Here is a 15770-nt window from a genome sequence, read left to right as displayed (position 1 = left end):
AGCACAACGACAGACTTCCATGGCATTTGCCGGGCAATCGAAAGGATGAGGCTTTCTTCCATTGCGGCTATAATCGCCGCCTTTTCATCAGGCATTGTTTGACGACATGAGCCAATCCAGTGAGCTGATCCAGTCCGCCCTGCGCACCTTGCGCCTCGAAGTCGAGGCCGTGGAAAGCCTGGCGCCGCGTATCGACGCCAACTTCGTCAAGGCCTGCGAGCTGATTCTGGCCAGCAAAGGCCGGGTCGTGGTGGTCGGCATGGGCAAGTCGGGGCATATCGGCAACAAGATCGCCGCCACCCTGGCCAGCACCGGCACGCCTGCGTTCTTCGTACACCCCGCCGAAGCCAGCCATGGCGACATGGGCATGATCACCCGGGACGATGTCATCCTGGCCCTGTCCAATTCTGGCAGCACTGCAGAAATCATCACCTTGCTGCCGCTGATCAAGCGCCTCGGCATCCAGCTGATCAGCCTGACCGGCAATGCCGATTCGCCCCTGGCCCAGGCTGCCGAGGTCAACCTCGACGCTCGCGTCACCCAGGAGGCCTGCCCGCTGAACCTGGCCCCCACCTCTTCGACCACCGCAGCGCTGGTGCTGGGCGACGCCCTGGCCATCGCCCTGCTCGAAGCCCGTGGCTTCACTGCCGAAGACTTCGCCTTTTCGCACCCCGGAGGCGCCCTTGGCCGCCGCCTGCTGCTCAAGGTCGAGAACGTGATGCACGCAGGCGCCGAACTGCCCCAGGTGCCACGCGGCACCCTGCTCAAGGACGCGCTGCTGGAAATGTCACGCAAAGGCCTGGGCATGACCGTGATCCTCGAACCGGACGGCAAACTGGCCGGGATCTTCACCGACGGCGACCTGCGCCGCAGCCTGGACCGCAATATCGACATGCACACCACCTTGATCGACCAGGTGATGACCGTGCATGGCAAGACCGCCCGCGCCGAAATGCTGGCCGCCGAGGCCCTGAAAATCATGGAAGACCACAAGATCAACGCGCTGGTGGTGGTCGACCAGGACGACCGCCCGACCGGCGCCCTGAACATGCACGACTTGTTGCGCGCCGGAGTAATGTAAATGACCCAGGATTTGATTCAACGTGGCCAGGCCATCAAGCTTGCCGTGTTCGACGTTGACGGCGTGCTCACCGACGGCCGCCTGTACTTCCTCGAAGACGGCAGCGAGTTCAAGACCTTCAACACCCTCGACGGCCAGGGCATCAAGATGCTCATGGCATCGGGCGTGACCACCGCAATCATCAGCGGGCGCAAAACCCCGGTGGTCGAGCGCCGTGCGAAAAACCTCGGCATCCCGCACCTGTACCAGGGCCGCGAGGACAAATTGGTGGTACTCGACGGCTTGCTCGCCGAACTCGGCCTAAGCTATGAACAAGTCGCCTACCTGGGCGACGACCTGCCCGACCTGCCGGTGATCCGCCGGGTCGGCCTGGGCATGGCGGTGGCCAACGCCGCCCCCTTCGTTCGCCAACATGCGCACGGGGTGACCCAGGCCCGCGGCGGTGAAGGCGCGGCGCGTGAATTTTGTGAACTGATCATGCAGGCCCAGGGCACCCTGGACGCTGCCAACGCACATTACCTTTAAGGCTGCTCATGTTCAGCAAGAAAGCCCGCAATATTGTGCTGCTCGTGGCCATCGGCGCCCTGCTGGCGGCGATCGGCTACTGGAATGTCAGCCCCGAGAGCTTCCTCGACCAGCCCACGGCCCAGGTCGACGAGAGCGCCATCGACTACTACGCGATCAATGCCCACAGCGTGCAGTTCCTGCCCGACGGCAAGTTGCAGTACGAAATGACCGCCGACAAGGTCGAACACCTGACGGCCACCGAAGTCACACTGGTGACCACGCCAGACCTGCACATGTACCGCGGCACCGAGTACCCGTGGCACGTGCAAAGCGTCCGTGCCGAGGTTAACCCGGACGGCACCGAGGTCGAGCTGATCGACCAGGTGCGCATTGCCCGCACCGACGAAAAGAAGCGTGAAACGATTATCACCAGCTCACGCATGACCGTATTCCCGCAGAAGCAATATGCGCAGACCGAGCAAGCCGTTAGAATCGACGGCGCCGGTGGCACGACCACGGGCAAAGGAATGAAAGCGTATTTGAAAGAAGGCAGGATGGACCTGCTCTCTAACGTAAGAGGACAGTATGAGGCTCGTTAAAACCCTCCCCCTTTTGCTCAGCCTGAGCGCAGCACTGGGAAGCGCGAGCGCCTTCGCACTGCCGACCGACCGTGACCAGCCTATCCGCATCCAGGCCGACAACGCGCACCTGGACGACAAGCAAGGCGTGGCCACCTACACCGGTGACGTGATCATCACCCAAGGCTCGATGATGATCAAAGGCAACACCGTGACCATGACCCGTACCACCAGCGGCGACGTCGACGTGGTCACCTCAGTGGGCAACCTGGCTTACTTCGAGCAGCAGCAGAGCGCCGCCAAACCGGACAAAATGAAAGGCTGGGCGGTAACCATTCAGTACCAGGCGCAGAAAGACTTGGTGATCCTCACCGACCGCGCCAAGGTCGAGAATGAAGGCAACACCACTGAAGGCGAGAAGATCGTCTACAACTCCAAGACCCAGGTTGCGACCGCCGGTCGTGGTGGCAACGTGACTCAACCACGTCAGCGCATCGACATGGTGATCCAGCCGAAGAAGAAGGCCGAGTAAATGGCAACCCTCAAAGCCCAGCACCTGGCCAAGAGCTACAAGGGTCGGCAAGTCGTGCGCGACGTCAGCCTGTCGATCGACAGCGGCCAGATCGTCGGCCTGCTTGGCCCCAACGGCGCCGGCAAGACCACCTGCTTCTACATGATCGTCGGCCTGGTCCAGGCTGAGCAAGGGCGCGTGCTGATCGACAACCTCGATGTCAGCCACCAGCCCATGCACGGTCGCGCGCGTGCCGGCATCGGCTACCTGCCGCAGGAAGCTTCGATCTTCCGCAAGCTGTCGGTGGCCGACAACATCATGGCGATCCTCGAGACCCGCAAGGAGCTCGACCGCGACGGCCGCCGCAAGGAGCTGGAAAGCCTGCTGCAGGAGTTCCACATCAGCCACATCCGCGACAACCTCGGCATGAGCCTCTCGGGTGGCGAACGCCGCCGTGTCGAGATCGCACGCGCCCTGGCGACCGCACCGAAGTTCATCCTGCTCGACGAACCCTTCGCGGGCGTCGACCCGATTTCCGTCGGTGACATCAAGCAGATCATCCACCACCTCAAGGCCAAGGGCATCGGCGTACTGATCACCGACCACAACGTGCGCGAGACCTTGGATATCTGCGAAACCGCCTATATCGTCAATGATGGCCGACTGATCGCCGAAGGCGACGCCGAGACCATCCTGGCCAACGAACTGGTCAAAGAGGTTTACCTGGGTCACGAGTTCCGGCTCTGACCCCGGGACGCACCTGGAGCACTGGCAAATCGACCCTGTCGGGGTTTAAGTTGTTACGGTGCTCTAGGCAAACGCTACAATTTAAGGCATAAAACTTGCTTGAATTTGGCGCTGCGGCGCCCTCGTGTAGTGGATGGCGCATGCGCGCCGGCGAACAAGGTATTAAGCCCCTGCCATGAAACCATCGCTCGTCCTAAAAATGGGCCAGCAACTGACGATGACTCCTCAGTTGCAACAGGCCATCCGCCTCCTCCAGCTCTCTACCCTGGACCTCCAACAGGAAATCCAGGAAGCGCTGGAATCGAACCCGATGCTCGAACGTCAGGAAGACGGCGAGGACTTCGACAACAGCGACCCGATGGCCGATAACGCCGAGAACAAACCGGTCGCCGAAGTCCAGGACAACAGCTTCCAGGAAAGCACCAACAGTGCCGAAAACCTGGAAGACGGCGAGTGGGGCGAGCGAATCCCCAACGAGCTGCCCGTCGATACCGCCTGGGAAGACATCTACCAGACCAGCGCCAGCAGCCTGCCGAGCAACGATGACGACGAGTGGGACTTCACCACCCGCACATCGGCCGGCGAAAGCCTGCAAAGCCACCTGCTGTGGCAGTTGAACCTGGCGCCGATGTCCGACACCGATCGCCTGATCGCCGTCACCCTGATCGACAGCATCAATGGCCAGGGCTACCTCGAAGACACCCTCGAAGAGATCTGCGCCGGTTTCGACCCCGAACTGGATATCGAGCTGGACGAGGTCGAAGCGGTCTTGCACCGCATTCAGCAGTTCGAGCCTGCCGGCATCGCCGCACGCAACCTGGGCGAATGCCTGCTGCTGCAACTGCGCCAGCTACCGGCCAGCACGCCGTGGATGGCCGAGGCCAAACGCCTGGTCACCGACTTCATCGACCTGCTCGGCAGCCGCGACTACAGCCAGCTGATGCGGCGCATGAAGATCAAGGAAGACGAGCTGCGCCAGGTCATCGAACTGGTGCAAAGCCTCAACCCGCGCCCTGGCTCGCAGATCGAATCGAGCGAGCCCGAGTACGTCGTGCCCGACGTCATCGTGCGCAAAGACAGCGACCGCTGGCTGGTGGAGTTGAACCAGGAAGCCATCCCGCGCCTGCGCGTCAACCCGCAATACGCAGGCTTTGTCCGCCGCGCCGACACCAGCGCCGACAACACCTTCATGCGCAATCAGCTGCAAGAAGCGCGCTGGTTCATCAAGAGCCTGCAAAGCCGCAACGAAACCCTGATGAAAGTGGCCACGCAGATCGTCGAGCATCAGCGCGGCTTCCTCGACCATGGCGACGAAGCGATGAAGCCGTTGGTCCTGCATGACATCGCCGAAGCCGTCGGCATGCACGAGTCGACCATTTCGCGGGTCACCACGCAAAAATACATGCACACGCCCCGCGGCATCTACGAACTGAAATACTTTTTCTCAAGCCACGTCAGCACCGCTGAAGGCGGAGAATGCTCGTCCACAGCGATCCGCGCGATCATCAAGAAACTGGTTGCGGCGGAAAATCAGAAAAAGCCATTGAGTGACAGCAAGATCGCTGGTTTACTGGAGGCACAAGGCATCCAGGTAGCCCGTCGCACCGTCGCCAAGTACCGCGAGTCTCTCGGCATCGCACCGTCGAGCGAGCGCAAGCGACTGATGTAGCACCTGGTATGTGCCACAGCGTTTTTGGGGCAGGTGCAAGACTTGCCTCTTTATGCACGGGCAATAAAGGAGAAGCTGTATGCAAGTCAATATCAGTGGACAGCATGTAGAAGTCACCCAGCCGCTGCGCGATTATGTGCTTGAAAAGCTCGCCCGCGTGGAAAGTCACTTCGACAAGATCACTAACGTGCAGGTCATCATGAAGGTCGAGAAGCTGCAGCAGAAGGTCGAAGCGACCCTGCAGATTCCGGGCGGTGAAGTGGTAGCCAACGCGGAACACGAAGACATGTATGCAGCGATCGACGCCTTGGCCGACAAGCTCGACCGCCAACTGAAAAAACACAAGGAAAAACAGCAAAGCCTGCTGCAAGGTGCAGCTGCCCGCTGATCCCCCTCATCCATGATCCGACTTGAAACCATCCTGACCCCCGGCCGTTCCCTCGTGAACGTGCCGGGAGGCAGTAAGAAGCGCGCCCTCGAAAAGGTCGCCAATCTCATCGCCAACCAAGTGCCAGAACTGGAGATGCAAGACGTCTTCGAAAAACTGGTCGCCCGTGAAAAGCTCGGTTCGACCGGGTTCGGCAACGGCATCGCCATCCCCCACTGCCGACTCGAAGGATGCACCGCCCCGGTCAGCGCATTGCTGCACCTGGAGGCACCGATCGACTACGACGCCATCGATGGCGCACCCGTGGACCTGCTGTTCGTCCTGCTGGTGCCCGAAGCTGCCACCGATGCGCACCTGGAACTGCTGCGCCAGATCGCCAGCATGCTCGATCGCAAAGAGGTTCGTGATCGCCTGCGTGCCGCCAGCAGTGACGAGGCCCTGTACCAGGTTGTCCTGGACGTACAGAACGAGCACTGAACATGCACCTGATCATCGTCAGCGGCCGGTCCGGCTCCGGCAAGAGCACCGCCCTCGATGTCCTGGAAGACAACGGTTTCTATTGCATCGACAACCTTCCCGCCGGGCTGCTACCGCAGCTTGCGGAAGATGCCTTGATCAATACCGAGTTGCTGCAACCCAAGGTCGCCGTGTCGATTGACGCGCGCAACCTGCCCAGCCACCTGACGCGTTTCCCCGAGCTGCTTGAAGAGGCCCGCGCCCGGCATATCAAGTGTGATGTGCTGTACCTGGATGCCGACGAAGACACCCTGCTCAAGCGCTTTTCGGAGACTCGTCGGCGTCACCCGCTGACCAATGCCAACCGTTCCCTGGCAGAGGCGATACGCGTGGAAAGCGACATGCTGGGGCCGATCGCCGACCTTGCCGACCTCAAGATCGACACCACCAGCCTCAACCTTTACCAGTTGCGCGACTCGATCAAGCTGCGCCTGCTCAACCAGCCAGAGCCTGGCACCGCGTTCCTGGTCGAATCCTTTGGCTTCAAACGGGGTATGCCGGTCGATGCCGACCTGGTGTTCGACGTGCGCTGCCTGCCCAACCCCTACTGGAAGCCCGAATTGCGTGAGCATTCTGGTCTCGAACAACCGGTAATCGACTACCTCGCCGCCCAGCCGGACGTCGAAGAGATGTTCAACGACATTTCCAGCTACCTGCTTAAATGGCTGCCCCGCTTCGCCGCCAGTAACCGCGCCTATGTCACCATCGCCATTGGCTGCACCGGTGGCCATCACCGGTCGGTGTACCTGACCGAACGCCTCGGCACGTTGCTGCAGCAATCCCTGAAAAACGTCCAGGTCCGCCACCGCGACCTCTAGCCCACAGGATCCACCCCACGATGCCCGCCCGCGAAATCACCATCATCAACAAGCTGGGCCTGCATGCCCGGGCGGCGGCCAAGTTCGTCGGCGTGGCCGGGCGCTTTCCCTGCCAGGTCAAGGTAGGCCGCGCGCCAGACAAGCTGGTGGACGGCAAGAGCATCATGGCGGTGATGATGCTCGCGGCAGGCAAAGGCACCCAAGTGCACTTGCTGACCGAAGGCGAACAGGACAACGACGCGCTGGACGCGCTGGTCGAGTTGATCAACAACTACTTCGACGAAGGCGAGTAGGGAACGCTGGGCTTGTCACAACACCTTCAGCGCCTGTGAGAGCGAGCGCCGCCCGCGCGGCGCTTCGCAGCACAAGGCTGCTCCTACATCTGTTTCGGGCCAGTAACGCCTGTGCCAGCGCGATACCGTCTTGTTTTCACAACACGATATCGTGCCATATGCCAAGGGGCGTGCGCCTATGACGCTGGGGTAATTGGCCCGAAACAAATGTAGGAGCAGCCTTGTGCTGCGAAGCGCCGCGCGGGCGGCGCTCGGCCTTACAGGCCCAGACAATCTCCCGCCGAACGGTCGCATCCACGACACAATCATCATGGCGCAATCAATTCAAGACATCGCCGTGTCCATCACCATCATCAGGCAAAAACCGATACACAATCCCAAACTGGCCAGGCGGTGATGCCCATTGCTACGTGACTCGGGGATGATCTCCTGGGTCACCACCAGCAGCATCGCCCCTGCGGCACATGCCAGGCCCAACGGCAACAGCAGTTCGGCAACATTCACCAGCCAGGCACAGATAACCGCTGCCACCGGTTCGACCAGGCCTGAAGCGGCACCAATCAGGAATGCCTTGAAACGCGGCATGCCCGCCCCCGCCAGCACCAACGCAATCACCAGCCCTTCCGGCACATCCTGCAAAGCGATGCCCATCGCCAGGCTGTCGGCATCGGCCATGCCGCCGCCCGCAGACACACCGATGGCCATGCCTTCAGGAATGTTGTGGGCAATGATGGCGATCACGAACAACCAGATTCGCGCGGCGATCACCGGCTGGTTGTCCGTGCCGACCAAGGCTTCTGGCGAGGCACCGGAGACCTTGAGGTCGACCAGGAACAGGCACAAGGCGCCAAACATCAGGCCAAAGCTGATCAGGCCGCCCGCGCCCCAAGGGCTGAAGCCGATGCCTTGCGCCGCCTCCAGCCCCGGGATGATCAGGGAAAACGCGGTGGCCGCCAGCATCACCCCCGCACCGAAGCCCAGCAGTGTGTCGGCCAGCGCCACCGGCATGTTACGAATCACCAACACCGGTACCGCGCCCAGCGCTGTCCCCAACGCGCACAATGCACCCCCTTCGAGGGCGCGTAGCATGCGCGGTTCCAGGCCCAGCCAGGCAATGCCCTGCGCCAGCAGCAATGCTGTGCCCACCAGCAACAGCAAGGTTCCTATCGCCAGACGAAACAGACGTACGCTGCTGACGGACAACACCTGTGAACGCATACCGGATCGACTCACTTCAAGGCTTCGAGATAACGACGTTCCACTTCCGCCCAGTCGACGACGTTGTAGAAGGCACCGATGTATTCAGGGCGACGGTTCTGGTATTTCAGGTAGTAGGCGTGCTCCCACACATCCAACCCGAGAATCGGCGTATTGCCGTGCATCAGCGGGCTGTCCTGGTTACCGCTGCTTTCGACCACCAGCGTGTTGCCCGGGGTGACGCTGAGCCAGGCCCAGCCACTGCCAAAGCGGGTCAGCGCTGCTTTGGTGAAGGCGTCCTTGAACGCGTCGAACCCACCCAGCTCGGCCTCGATGGCCTTGGCCACCTGACCGTGTGGCTGGCCGCCGCCGTGTGGCGCCATCACCGTCCAGAACAGCGTGTGGTTGGCGTGGCCGCCGCCTTGGTTGATCACGGCAGCCTGCAGCTTTTCTGGCAACTGCTTGACCGCACCTACCAGCTGCTCCACCGGCCATTCGGCCCATTCGGTGCCTTCGATGGCAGCGTTGAGGTTGTTGATGTAGGTCTGGTGGTGCTTGCTGTGGTGAATTTCCATGGTCTGGGCATCGATGTGCGGTTCCAGCGCATCGTAGGCATAAGGTAATGCAGGCAAGGTATGTGGCATATCAATGGATTCCGTAAGCGTGGGTTCTGGGTGTCACGCCTGTTTGCGCGGCCAGCTCGCTAGCTGCGGGGGCGTGACGGTTGAGCAGGCGCTCGGTGCGCGGGTACTGTCCGTACTCGGCAATGAAACTCAGCAATTCGGTGTAGGTGCGTGAGCTGTGGCGCAGCGCTGCATCCCGCAGCGCCTGGGGCAAGCGCGCTTCCTGGCTGGCCTGGAGCAAGCGCTGGTGCGCAGAGCACAGGTAGTCGGCGCTCTCGTGCGGCTGGTTCAGGCGCAGGTGCAGGTCGGCCAGGTTGTGGTGAGCGATGACGAACACCGCCACCGCTTCGTCGACGTCATGCCAGCGCTCGAACAGCACCTGGGCCAAGGCCAAGGCTTGCAGGTAGTGTTCCCGGGCATCGACCCATTCACCTTGCTCGAACAGGCGGTTGGCGGTTTCAGTGGTGCGTTTCCAGTGCTGCATGACGTTTCTCCTGAGCGCGATGGCTCGTACGCTCGGCGGTGACCCTGAGTCAGATACCGCCGGCCGTGAGTTTTTCCGGGTCCAGCAGGGCCTCGAGCTGGTCACGCGACAAGTCGGTGTGCTCCAGCGCCACGTCGATGATCGGGCGGCCCTGCTTGTAGGCGGTCTTGGCGATTTCGGCGGCCTTGAGGTAGCCAATGATCGGGTTCAGCGCAGTGACCAGGATCGGGTTGCGCGCCAGCGCTTCCTTGAGCTTGCTTTCATTGACCTTGAAGGTGGCGATGGCCTTGTCGGCCAGCAGGCGGCTGACGCTGGCCATCAGTTCGATGCTTTCCAGCAGGTTGCGGGCGATCACCGGCAGCATGACGTTCAGTTCGAAGTTGCCCGACTGCCCGGCGATGGCGATGGTCGCGTCATTGCCGATCACCTGCGCGGCAACCATGGCGGTAGCCTCCGGGATCACCGGGTTGACCTTGCCCGGCATGATCGAAGAGCCCGGCTGCAAGCCTTGCAGCTCGATCTCGCCGAGGCCGGCCAAGGGGCCGGAGTTCATCCAGCGCAGGTCGTTGGCGATTTTCATCAGTGCCACGGCGGTGGTCTTGAGTTGACCCGACAGGGCCACCGCCGTGTCTTGCGAGCCGATCAGCGCAAACAGATTCTGGCCGGGGGTGAACTCGACCTGGGTCAGGGCACTCAGCTGACGCGCGAAGCCGGCAGCGAACTGTGGATGGGCGTTGATCCCGGTCCCGACGGCGGTGCCGCCCTGGGCCAGGGCCTGCAAGTTCGGCAGGGTCGCCTCAATGTGTGCCAGCGCGCCGTTGATTTGCGCCGCCCAACCGTCGAGCACCTGGCTCATGCGCACGGGCATGGCGTCCATCAAGTGAGTGCGGCCGGTTTTTACAAAGGGGTATACCTGCACCGACTTGGCCTCGATCACCTGCACCAGGTGCCGCAACGCCGGCAGTAGCTGCTCGTGCAGCGCCAAGGCGGCACTGACATGGATGGTGGTCGGGATGATGTCGTTGCTGCTCTGGCCGCAGTTCACATGGTCGTTGGCATTGACCGCATCACCCAGCACACGGCTGGCCAGGGTGGCGATCACTTCGTTGGCGTTCATGTTCGAACTGGTGCCGGAACCGGTCTGGAACACGTCCACCGGGAAATGCTGGATGAAATCTTCCGCAAGCAGTTGCTCAACCGCCTTGACGATGGCCTGGCCCTGGTCGGCGGTCACTTGCTCCAGCTCGATGTTGGCCTTGGCCGCTGCGGCCTTGGCCAGCAGCAATGCGCGAATGAACTGGGCCGGCATGCGCTGGCCGCTGATCGGGAAGTTGTCGACCGCGCGCTGTGTCTGGGCGCCATACAGGGCCTGGGCAGGCACCTGCAGCTCACCCATGCTGTCACGCTCGATACGGGTATTACTCATCGTCTAATCCTTGCATCAGTTCATCGGGAGAAATCGAAGGCAGCAATACGCAGTTGGCCAATTGCAGGGCGTAGGGCTGCCATCGCTGGTTCTGATCGCGGCGGTCGAGGTTGCGCAGGTCCAGCAACGGGCGCCAGGCCTGGTCCAGGCACAGGCAGCGCCAATGCCACGGCAGCATGCGATCGCAGGCGGTATCCAGCAGCAGGCGGAAGGAGGTCAAAGCCACCGTCCAGGACGAGGTTTCGGTGCAGCACACCAGGTAACGGCCTTCGGCCAGGTAGTGCTCGATAAGACGCGGCTCATCGGGCTCGAGCGCGCAGCGAATGCGCCGGCTGAGCCAGCGCCAGTTTTCCAAGTAGGGCAATTCGTGGAGGACGGATTTCATGAACACCATCGCCAAGCAACTGGGTAATGATATTCATTATTAAGTGATAAATAGAATCACTTCAAGTGCGGATCGACTAAAGCCGTGAGGTAGGATGCATAAAAAAACCCGGCGCCAGGGCCGGGTTTAGCGAATCAGATTATATTTTCTGTTGCTGTCAGCTGCCTGCAACCGTCATTCGCTCGATCAGCACCGAGCCCGTGTGGATGTTGCTTCGTGTTTCTAGATCGTTACCGATCGCGACAATTTGCTGGAACATATCCTTCATGTTCCCGGCGATGGTCACTTCCTGCACCGCATGCTGAATCTCGCCGTTCTCGACCCAGAAACCCGCAGCCCCACGCGAATAATCGCCGGTCACCATGTTCAGGCCATGCCCCATCAGCTCGGTCACCAACAAGCCACGCCCCATGCGGCGGATCAGGGCAGCCTGGTCTTCGACGCCATGTGTCACGTACAAGTTGTGCACACCACCCGAGTTGGCCGTGCTCGGCAGCCCGAGCTTGCGCCCGGAATAGGTGCCCAGCAGGTACGACACCAACTCACCTTTGTCGACGAACGGTTTGGCGTAGGTCGCCAAGCCGTCACCATCGAACGCGGCACTGCCCAAGGCCCGAGGAATATGCGGGCGCTCATCGAGGGTCAGCCAGCTTGGGAACAGGCGCTGGCCGAGTGTGCCTTCAAGGAACGATGACTTGCGGTACAGGTTGCCGCCGGAAATCGCCGAGAGGAAGCTGCCGAACAGGCCGCCGGCCAGCTCCGCCGAGAACAGCACCGGCACTTCGCACGTTGGTACCGGGCGCGCGCCGAGGCGGCTGGCCGCACGCTGGGCCGCGCGCTGGCCGATGCTGCGCGGGTCAGCCAGCAAGGTGCCTTGGCGGTTCACGTCATACCAGTAGTCGCGCTGCATCTGCCCGTCGCCCTCGGCGATCATCACACAGCTCAGGCTGTGCCGGGTCGACGCATAGCCCCCGATGAATCCGTGGCTGTTGCCATATACCCGGCACCCTTGATGGGTGTTGAGGGTGGTGCCATCGGCGTTGAGAATGCGGGCATCGGCGTCGAACGCCGCGGCCTCGCAGGCCAGGGCCATCTCGATCGCCTTCTCAGGTTCGATATCCCAGTCGTGGTAAAGGTCCAGGTCCGGGATTTTGCGCGCCATCAACGCGGCATCGGCCAGTCCCGAGCATTCGTCTTCAGAGGTGTGTTTGGCAATGGCGAAGGCTGCGGCAACGGTCTCGCGGATCGCGTCTGGGCCACTCGCGGAAGTGCTGGCCGAGCCTTTGCGCTGGCCGACATAGAGGGTGATGCCAAAGCCCTGGTCACGGTTGAACTCGACCGTTTCGACCTCACGCTGGCGCACCGTGGTGGACAGGCCCTGCTCCAGCGACACCGCGACTTCGCAGGCACTGGCACCCTGGCGACGCGCTTCGGCGATGATCGCTTCGACCTGTTCCTGCAACGCTGGCAGGTCTTTCGGACCTACGCTCTGGACTGCACTCATGGTTCTCTCCACTCAAATTCTGCGTTCGGCGAGGGTCATTCTACGACCGGGCCGGACAAGCGGCCCCCGACTGGTTATCATGGCGGCGATTTCTAGCGGACTGCCACCATGGTTGATTCAAACGACGCCTACGACGGCGAAAAAAGCAAAACCCAGATCAAGCGCGAACTGCATGAGCTGGTTGAACTCGGCGAGCGCCTCACTACGCTCAAGGCCGACACCCTGGCACGCCTGCCGTTGACCGACGAGCTACGCAAAGCGTTGGCCGAGGCCAGCAAGCACACAGCTCACGGAGCCCGCAAACGGCACATGTCGTTCGTCGGCAAGCTGATGCGCGTCCAGGACCTGGATGCCATCCATGCCTTGCTCGAACAGATGGACAGCTCGACCCGCCAGTACAACGAGCGCTTCCACGGCCTGGAGCGCTGGCGTGACCGGCTCATCGACGGTAATGACGAAGACCTCGAACGCTTCGTCAACGAATACCCCGACACCGATCGCCAGCAACTGCGCTCGCTGATCCGCCATGCCCAGCACGAAAAAGCGCGGAACAAGCCGCCTGCTGCTGCGCGCAAGGTGTTCAAGTACATCCGCGACCTCGACGAGCTGCAGCGCGGTTTGCGTTGATGCCCTGGGGCCGCGTTGCGGCCCATTCGCAGCGCAAGGCTGCTCCTACAGGGGCATGCGATACCTGTAGAAGCAGCCTTGCGCTGCGAAAGGACCGCAATGCGGTCCCCAACGCCATCACGCGCCAGTACCGCCAACTGTGATCGCATCCAGCTTCAGCGTCGGCTGCCCTACCCCTACTGGCACCGATTGCCCATCCTTGCCGCAGGTCCCGACACCACTGTCCAGGGCCAGGTCATTGCCGACCATCGACACGCGGCTCATCGCCTCCGGTCCGTTACCAATCAGCGTTGCCCCTTTGACCGGCGCAGTAATCTTGCCGTCCTCGATCAAATACGCCTCACTGGTGGAGAACACGAACTTGCCGCTGGTGATATCCACCTGGCCACCACCAAGGTTGGCGCAGTAGATGCCTTTTTTTACCGAGGCGATGATTTCTTGCGGGTCGCTCTCGCCGGCACGCATGTAGGTGTTGGTCATACGTGGCATCGGCAGATGCGCGTAGGACTCGCGGCGGCCGTTGCCTGTCACGGCCATGCCCATCAGGCGGGCATTCAGTTTGTCCTGCATGTAGCCTTTGAGCACACCGTTTTCGATCAGCGTGGTGCACTCGGTCGGGGTGCCTTCGTCATCCACGCTCAGAGAGCCACGGCGGCCTTCAAGGGTGCCGTCGTCGACGATGGTGCACAGCTTCGACGCCACCTGCTCACCGATACGGCCGCTGAACGCCGAGCTGCCCTTGCGGTTGAAGTCGCCTTCCAGGCCATGGCCCACCGCCTCATGCAACAACACGCCCGACCAACCCGAGCCCAGCACCACCGGCAAGGTGCCAGCCGGCGCTGGAATCGCTTCCAAGTTCACCAGCGCCTGGCGCAAGGCCTCACGGGCATAGCCCATGACCTTCTCTTCGGTGAAGAAACGGTAGTCGGTACGCCCGCCACCGCCCTGGCCACCGCGCTCGCGGCGGCCATTCTGTTCGACGATGACGCTGACGTTGAAACGCACCAGCGGGCGCACGTCGGCGGCCAGGCTGCCGTCCGCCGCGGCGATGAGAATGCGCTCCCAAACCCCGGCCATGCTCACGCTGACCTGCTGGATACGCGGGTCCAGCGCACGGGTCGCCGCATCGACACGCTTGAGCAGGTCGACCTTTTCGGCGCGCGTCAGCACATCCAACGGGTTGTCCGGTGCATACAGGGCGGTCACATCCTGGCTACGGAACGCTTGCACCGTGCCATTCTGCCCAGCGCGGGAAATCGAACGCGCGGCGCGGGCCGCCGAGGTCAAGGCTTCTAGGTTGATGGCATTGCTGTAGGCGAAGCCGGTCTTTTCACCGGATTGGGCACGTACGCCCACGCCCTGATCCAGGTTGAAGCTGCCCTCTTTGACGATGCCGTCCTCGAGCGCCCAGGTTTCCGAGATCTGGCCCTGGAAATACAAGTCGGCGGCATCGATGCCCGGGCCGGCCAACTCACCCAGCACAGCCTGCAGGCTGTCCAGGGTCAATCCGCCTGGGGCCAGGAGCTGCTCGCTGACGGTGGATAACATCTGGCTCATAGTCACTCCGAGGTGTGCGCAGGCCGCAAGGCGTCCTGCGAGAAAAAGCGCCGGTGCGATACCACCGGCATGCGCGCCCGAATGGACGCTTGTTCGTCAATGTCGCGCTCGGCGAGCAATACCGCTTCGCCCTGCGCCTGCTGTGCAACGATCCGCCCCCAAGGGTCGATGATCGCTGCATGGCCATGGGTTTCCCGTGGCCCTGGATGGGTGCCGCCCTGCGCTGCGGCCAACAGGTAGCACTGGGTCTCGATGGCACGCGCGCGAATCAGCACATCCCAGTGCGCCGCCCCTGTCACCGCCGTGAAGGCGGCAGGTGCGGTGATCAGTTCTGCCCCGGCTGCGCGCAGTGCGCTGTACAACTCGGGGAAGCGCAGGTCATAGCATACGCTCAAGCCCAGGCGCCCCACCGGGGTATCGGCCACCACCACCTGTGCGCCATGGGCATAGTCATCAGACTCGCGATAACGGCCGCGGTTGTCGGCGACGTCCACGTCAAACAGGTGCAACTTGTCATAGCGCGCTGCCACTTCACCGTGTTCATCGATCAACAACGAGCAGGCATGGGCCTTGGCATCAGGTTGGCCGACCGGTGGCAACGGCAACGTGCCGGCGACAATCCATAACTTGAGCTCGCGCGCCGTGCGTTTCAACCAGGGCAGGATCGGCCCTTCCCCCAAGGCTTCGGCACGCCCGATCGCCGCAGCATCCTTGCGCCCCATTGCAGCGAAGTTCTCTGGCAGTACGGCCAGGCGTGCGCCACCGAGCGCGGCCTGCTCAAGCAGGGCGCCGGCCCGCTGCAGGTTGGCCAGCACGTCGTCCTGGCTGACCATCTGGATCACCGCTGCCTTCATGACTA

19 protein-coding genes are annotated in these 15770 nt (G+C 62.2%); 11 read left to right on the top strand and 8 right to left on the bottom strand.

The genetic code is table 11. The features are described 5' to 3' along the window. Window positions 1-106 precede the first annotated feature (106 nt). From LOY53_RS04795 to LOY53_RS04750, 10 genes are all read left to right on the top strand, one after another. The gene (locus tag LOY53_RS04795) at window positions 107-1081 is read left to right on the top strand and encodes an SIS domain-containing protein (protein WP_252826782.1); all 975 of its coding nucleotides are present in this window, start codon (window positions 107-109) and stop codon (window positions 1079-1081) included. After that, the gene (locus tag LOY53_RS04790) at window positions 1082-1606 is read left to right on the top strand and encodes an HAD family hydrolase (RefSeq protein WP_027595610.1); all 525 of its coding nucleotides are present in this window, start codon (window positions 1082-1084) and stop codon (window positions 1604-1606) included. It abuts the gene before it with no gap. Window positions 1607-1614: 8 nt separating this feature from the next. Further along, window positions 1615-2187 carry an LPS export ABC transporter periplasmic protein LptC gene (gene lptC, locus LOY53_RS04785; RefSeq protein ID WP_027595609.1) on the top strand — a complete coding sequence of 191 codons (573 nt, stop codon included), beginning with the start codon at window positions 1615-1617 and terminating at the stop codon, window positions 2185-2187. After that, the gene (gene lptA / locus LOY53_RS04780; RefSeq protein ID WP_252826780.1) at window positions 2174-2698 is read left to right on the top strand and encodes a lipopolysaccharide transport periplasmic protein LptA; all 525 of its coding nucleotides are present in this window, start codon (window positions 2174-2176) and stop codon (window positions 2696-2698) included. Before lptC ends, lptA begins: the two co-directional genes overlap by 14 nt. Continuing rightward, on the top strand, window positions 2699-3424 hold the full coding sequence (gene lptB / locus LOY53_RS04775; RefSeq protein ID WP_027595607.1) for an LPS export ABC transporter ATP-binding protein: 726 nt from the start codon (window positions 2699-2701) through the stop codon (window positions 3422-3424). It abuts the gene before it with no gap. 175 nt (window positions 3425-3599) lie between these two features. Continuing rightward, on the top strand, window positions 3600-5093 hold the full coding sequence (locus LOY53_RS04770; RefSeq protein WP_252826779.1) for an RNA polymerase factor sigma-54: 1494 nt from the start codon (window positions 3600-3602) through the stop codon (window positions 5091-5093). 79 nt (window positions 5094-5172) lie between these two features. Further along, complete coding sequence (hpf, locus tag LOY53_RS04765) at window positions 5173-5481, top strand: ribosome hibernation-promoting factor, HPF/YfiA family (protein ID WP_003255135.1); 309 nt, start codon at window positions 5173-5175, stop codon at window positions 5479-5481. 12 nt (window positions 5482-5493) lie between these two features. Next, window positions 5494-5958, top strand: coding sequence for a PTS IIA-like nitrogen regulatory protein PtsN (gene ptsN / locus LOY53_RS04760; RefSeq protein WP_099453000.1), 465 nt, complete (start codon window positions 5494-5496; stop codon window positions 5956-5958). 2 nt (window positions 5959-5960) lie between these two features. Then, window positions 5961-6815, top strand: coding sequence for an RNase adapter RapZ (gene rapZ, locus LOY53_RS04755; RefSeq protein WP_099452999.1), 855 nt, complete (start codon window positions 5961-5963; stop codon window positions 6813-6815). Window positions 6816-6835: 20 nt separating this feature from the next. Continuing rightward, window positions 6836-7108: an HPr family phosphocarrier protein gene (locus tag LOY53_RS04750; protein ID WP_027595603.1), complete on the top strand. Its 273-nt coding sequence runs from the start codon at window positions 6836-6838 to the stop codon at window positions 7106-7108. Window positions 7109-7432: 324 nt separating this feature from the next. Here the strand turns inward: LOY53_RS04750 and LOY53_RS04745 are convergent, their stop codons facing one another. The 6 genes from LOY53_RS04745 to pmbA all read right to left on the bottom strand — a co-directional run bounded on the left by LOY53_RS04745 (window position 7433) and on the right by pmbA (window position 12727). Further along, window positions 7433-8326: a ZIP family metal transporter gene (locus LOY53_RS04745; protein ID WP_099452996.1), complete on the bottom strand. Its 894-nt coding sequence runs from the start codon at window positions 8324-8326 to the stop codon at window positions 7433-7435. 11 nt (window positions 8327-8337) lie between these two features. After that, window positions 8338-8949 (bottom strand): superoxide dismutase, encoded by a 612-nt coding sequence (locus LOY53_RS04740; RefSeq protein ID WP_099452995.1) that lies wholly within the window; start codon window positions 8947-8949, stop codon window positions 8338-8340. Between the two features lies 1 nt (window position 8950). After that, window positions 8951-9412, bottom strand: a complete 462-nt coding sequence (locus LOY53_RS04735; protein ID WP_027595600.1) for a hypothetical protein — start codon at window positions 9410-9412, stop codon at window positions 8951-8953. Between the two features lie 49 nt (window positions 9413-9461). Further along, window positions 9462-10838 (bottom strand): lyase family protein, encoded by a 1377-nt coding sequence (locus LOY53_RS04730; RefSeq protein WP_258703660.1) that lies wholly within the window; start codon window positions 10836-10838, stop codon window positions 9462-9464. Further along, window positions 10831-11232, bottom strand: coding sequence for a FagA protein (locus LOY53_RS04725; protein ID WP_099452992.1), 402 nt, complete (start codon window positions 11230-11232; stop codon window positions 10831-10833). The genes LOY53_RS04730 and LOY53_RS04725 overlap by 8 nt, the downstream gene beginning before the upstream one ends. Before the next feature lie 148 nt (window positions 11233-11380). Further along, window positions 11381-12727 (bottom strand): metalloprotease PmbA, encoded by a 1347-nt coding sequence (gene pmbA, locus LOY53_RS04720; RefSeq protein ID WP_252826776.1) that lies wholly within the window; start codon window positions 12725-12727, stop codon window positions 11381-11383. Between the two features lie 108 nt (window positions 12728-12835). Between pmbA and yjgA the strand changes: the two genes are divergently transcribed. Beyond that, window positions 12836-13354 carry a ribosome biogenesis factor YjgA gene (gene yjgA, locus LOY53_RS04715; protein WP_027595596.1) on the top strand — a complete coding sequence of 173 codons (519 nt, stop codon included), beginning with the start codon at window positions 12836-12838 and terminating at the stop codon, window positions 13352-13354. Window positions 13355-13471: 117 nt separating this feature from the next. Here the strand turns inward: yjgA and tldD are convergent, their stop codons facing one another. Together tldD and LOY53_RS04705 are read right to left on the bottom strand one after the other, a co-directional pair. Next, the gene (gene tldD / locus LOY53_RS04710) at window positions 13472-14911 is read right to left on the bottom strand and encodes a metalloprotease TldD (RefSeq protein ID WP_099452990.1); all 1440 of its coding nucleotides are present in this window, start codon (window positions 14909-14911) and stop codon (window positions 13472-13474) included. Window positions 14912-14913: 2 nt separating this feature from the next. Then, window positions 14914-15765 (bottom strand): carbon-nitrogen hydrolase family protein, encoded by an 852-nt coding sequence (locus tag LOY53_RS04705; protein ID WP_258703659.1) that lies wholly within the window; start codon window positions 15763-15765, stop codon window positions 14914-14916. Window positions 15766-15770: the final 5 nt, after the last annotated feature.

It is taken from the genome of Pseudomonas sp. B21-031, assembly GCF_024748985.1.
Classification (GTDB): Bacteria; Pseudomonadota; Gammaproteobacteria; order Pseudomonadales; family Pseudomonadaceae; genus Aquipseudomonas; species Aquipseudomonas kermanshahensis.
Note: the sequence above shows the minus strand (reverse complement) of the source record. Positions and strands in the feature narration are given on the sequence as shown.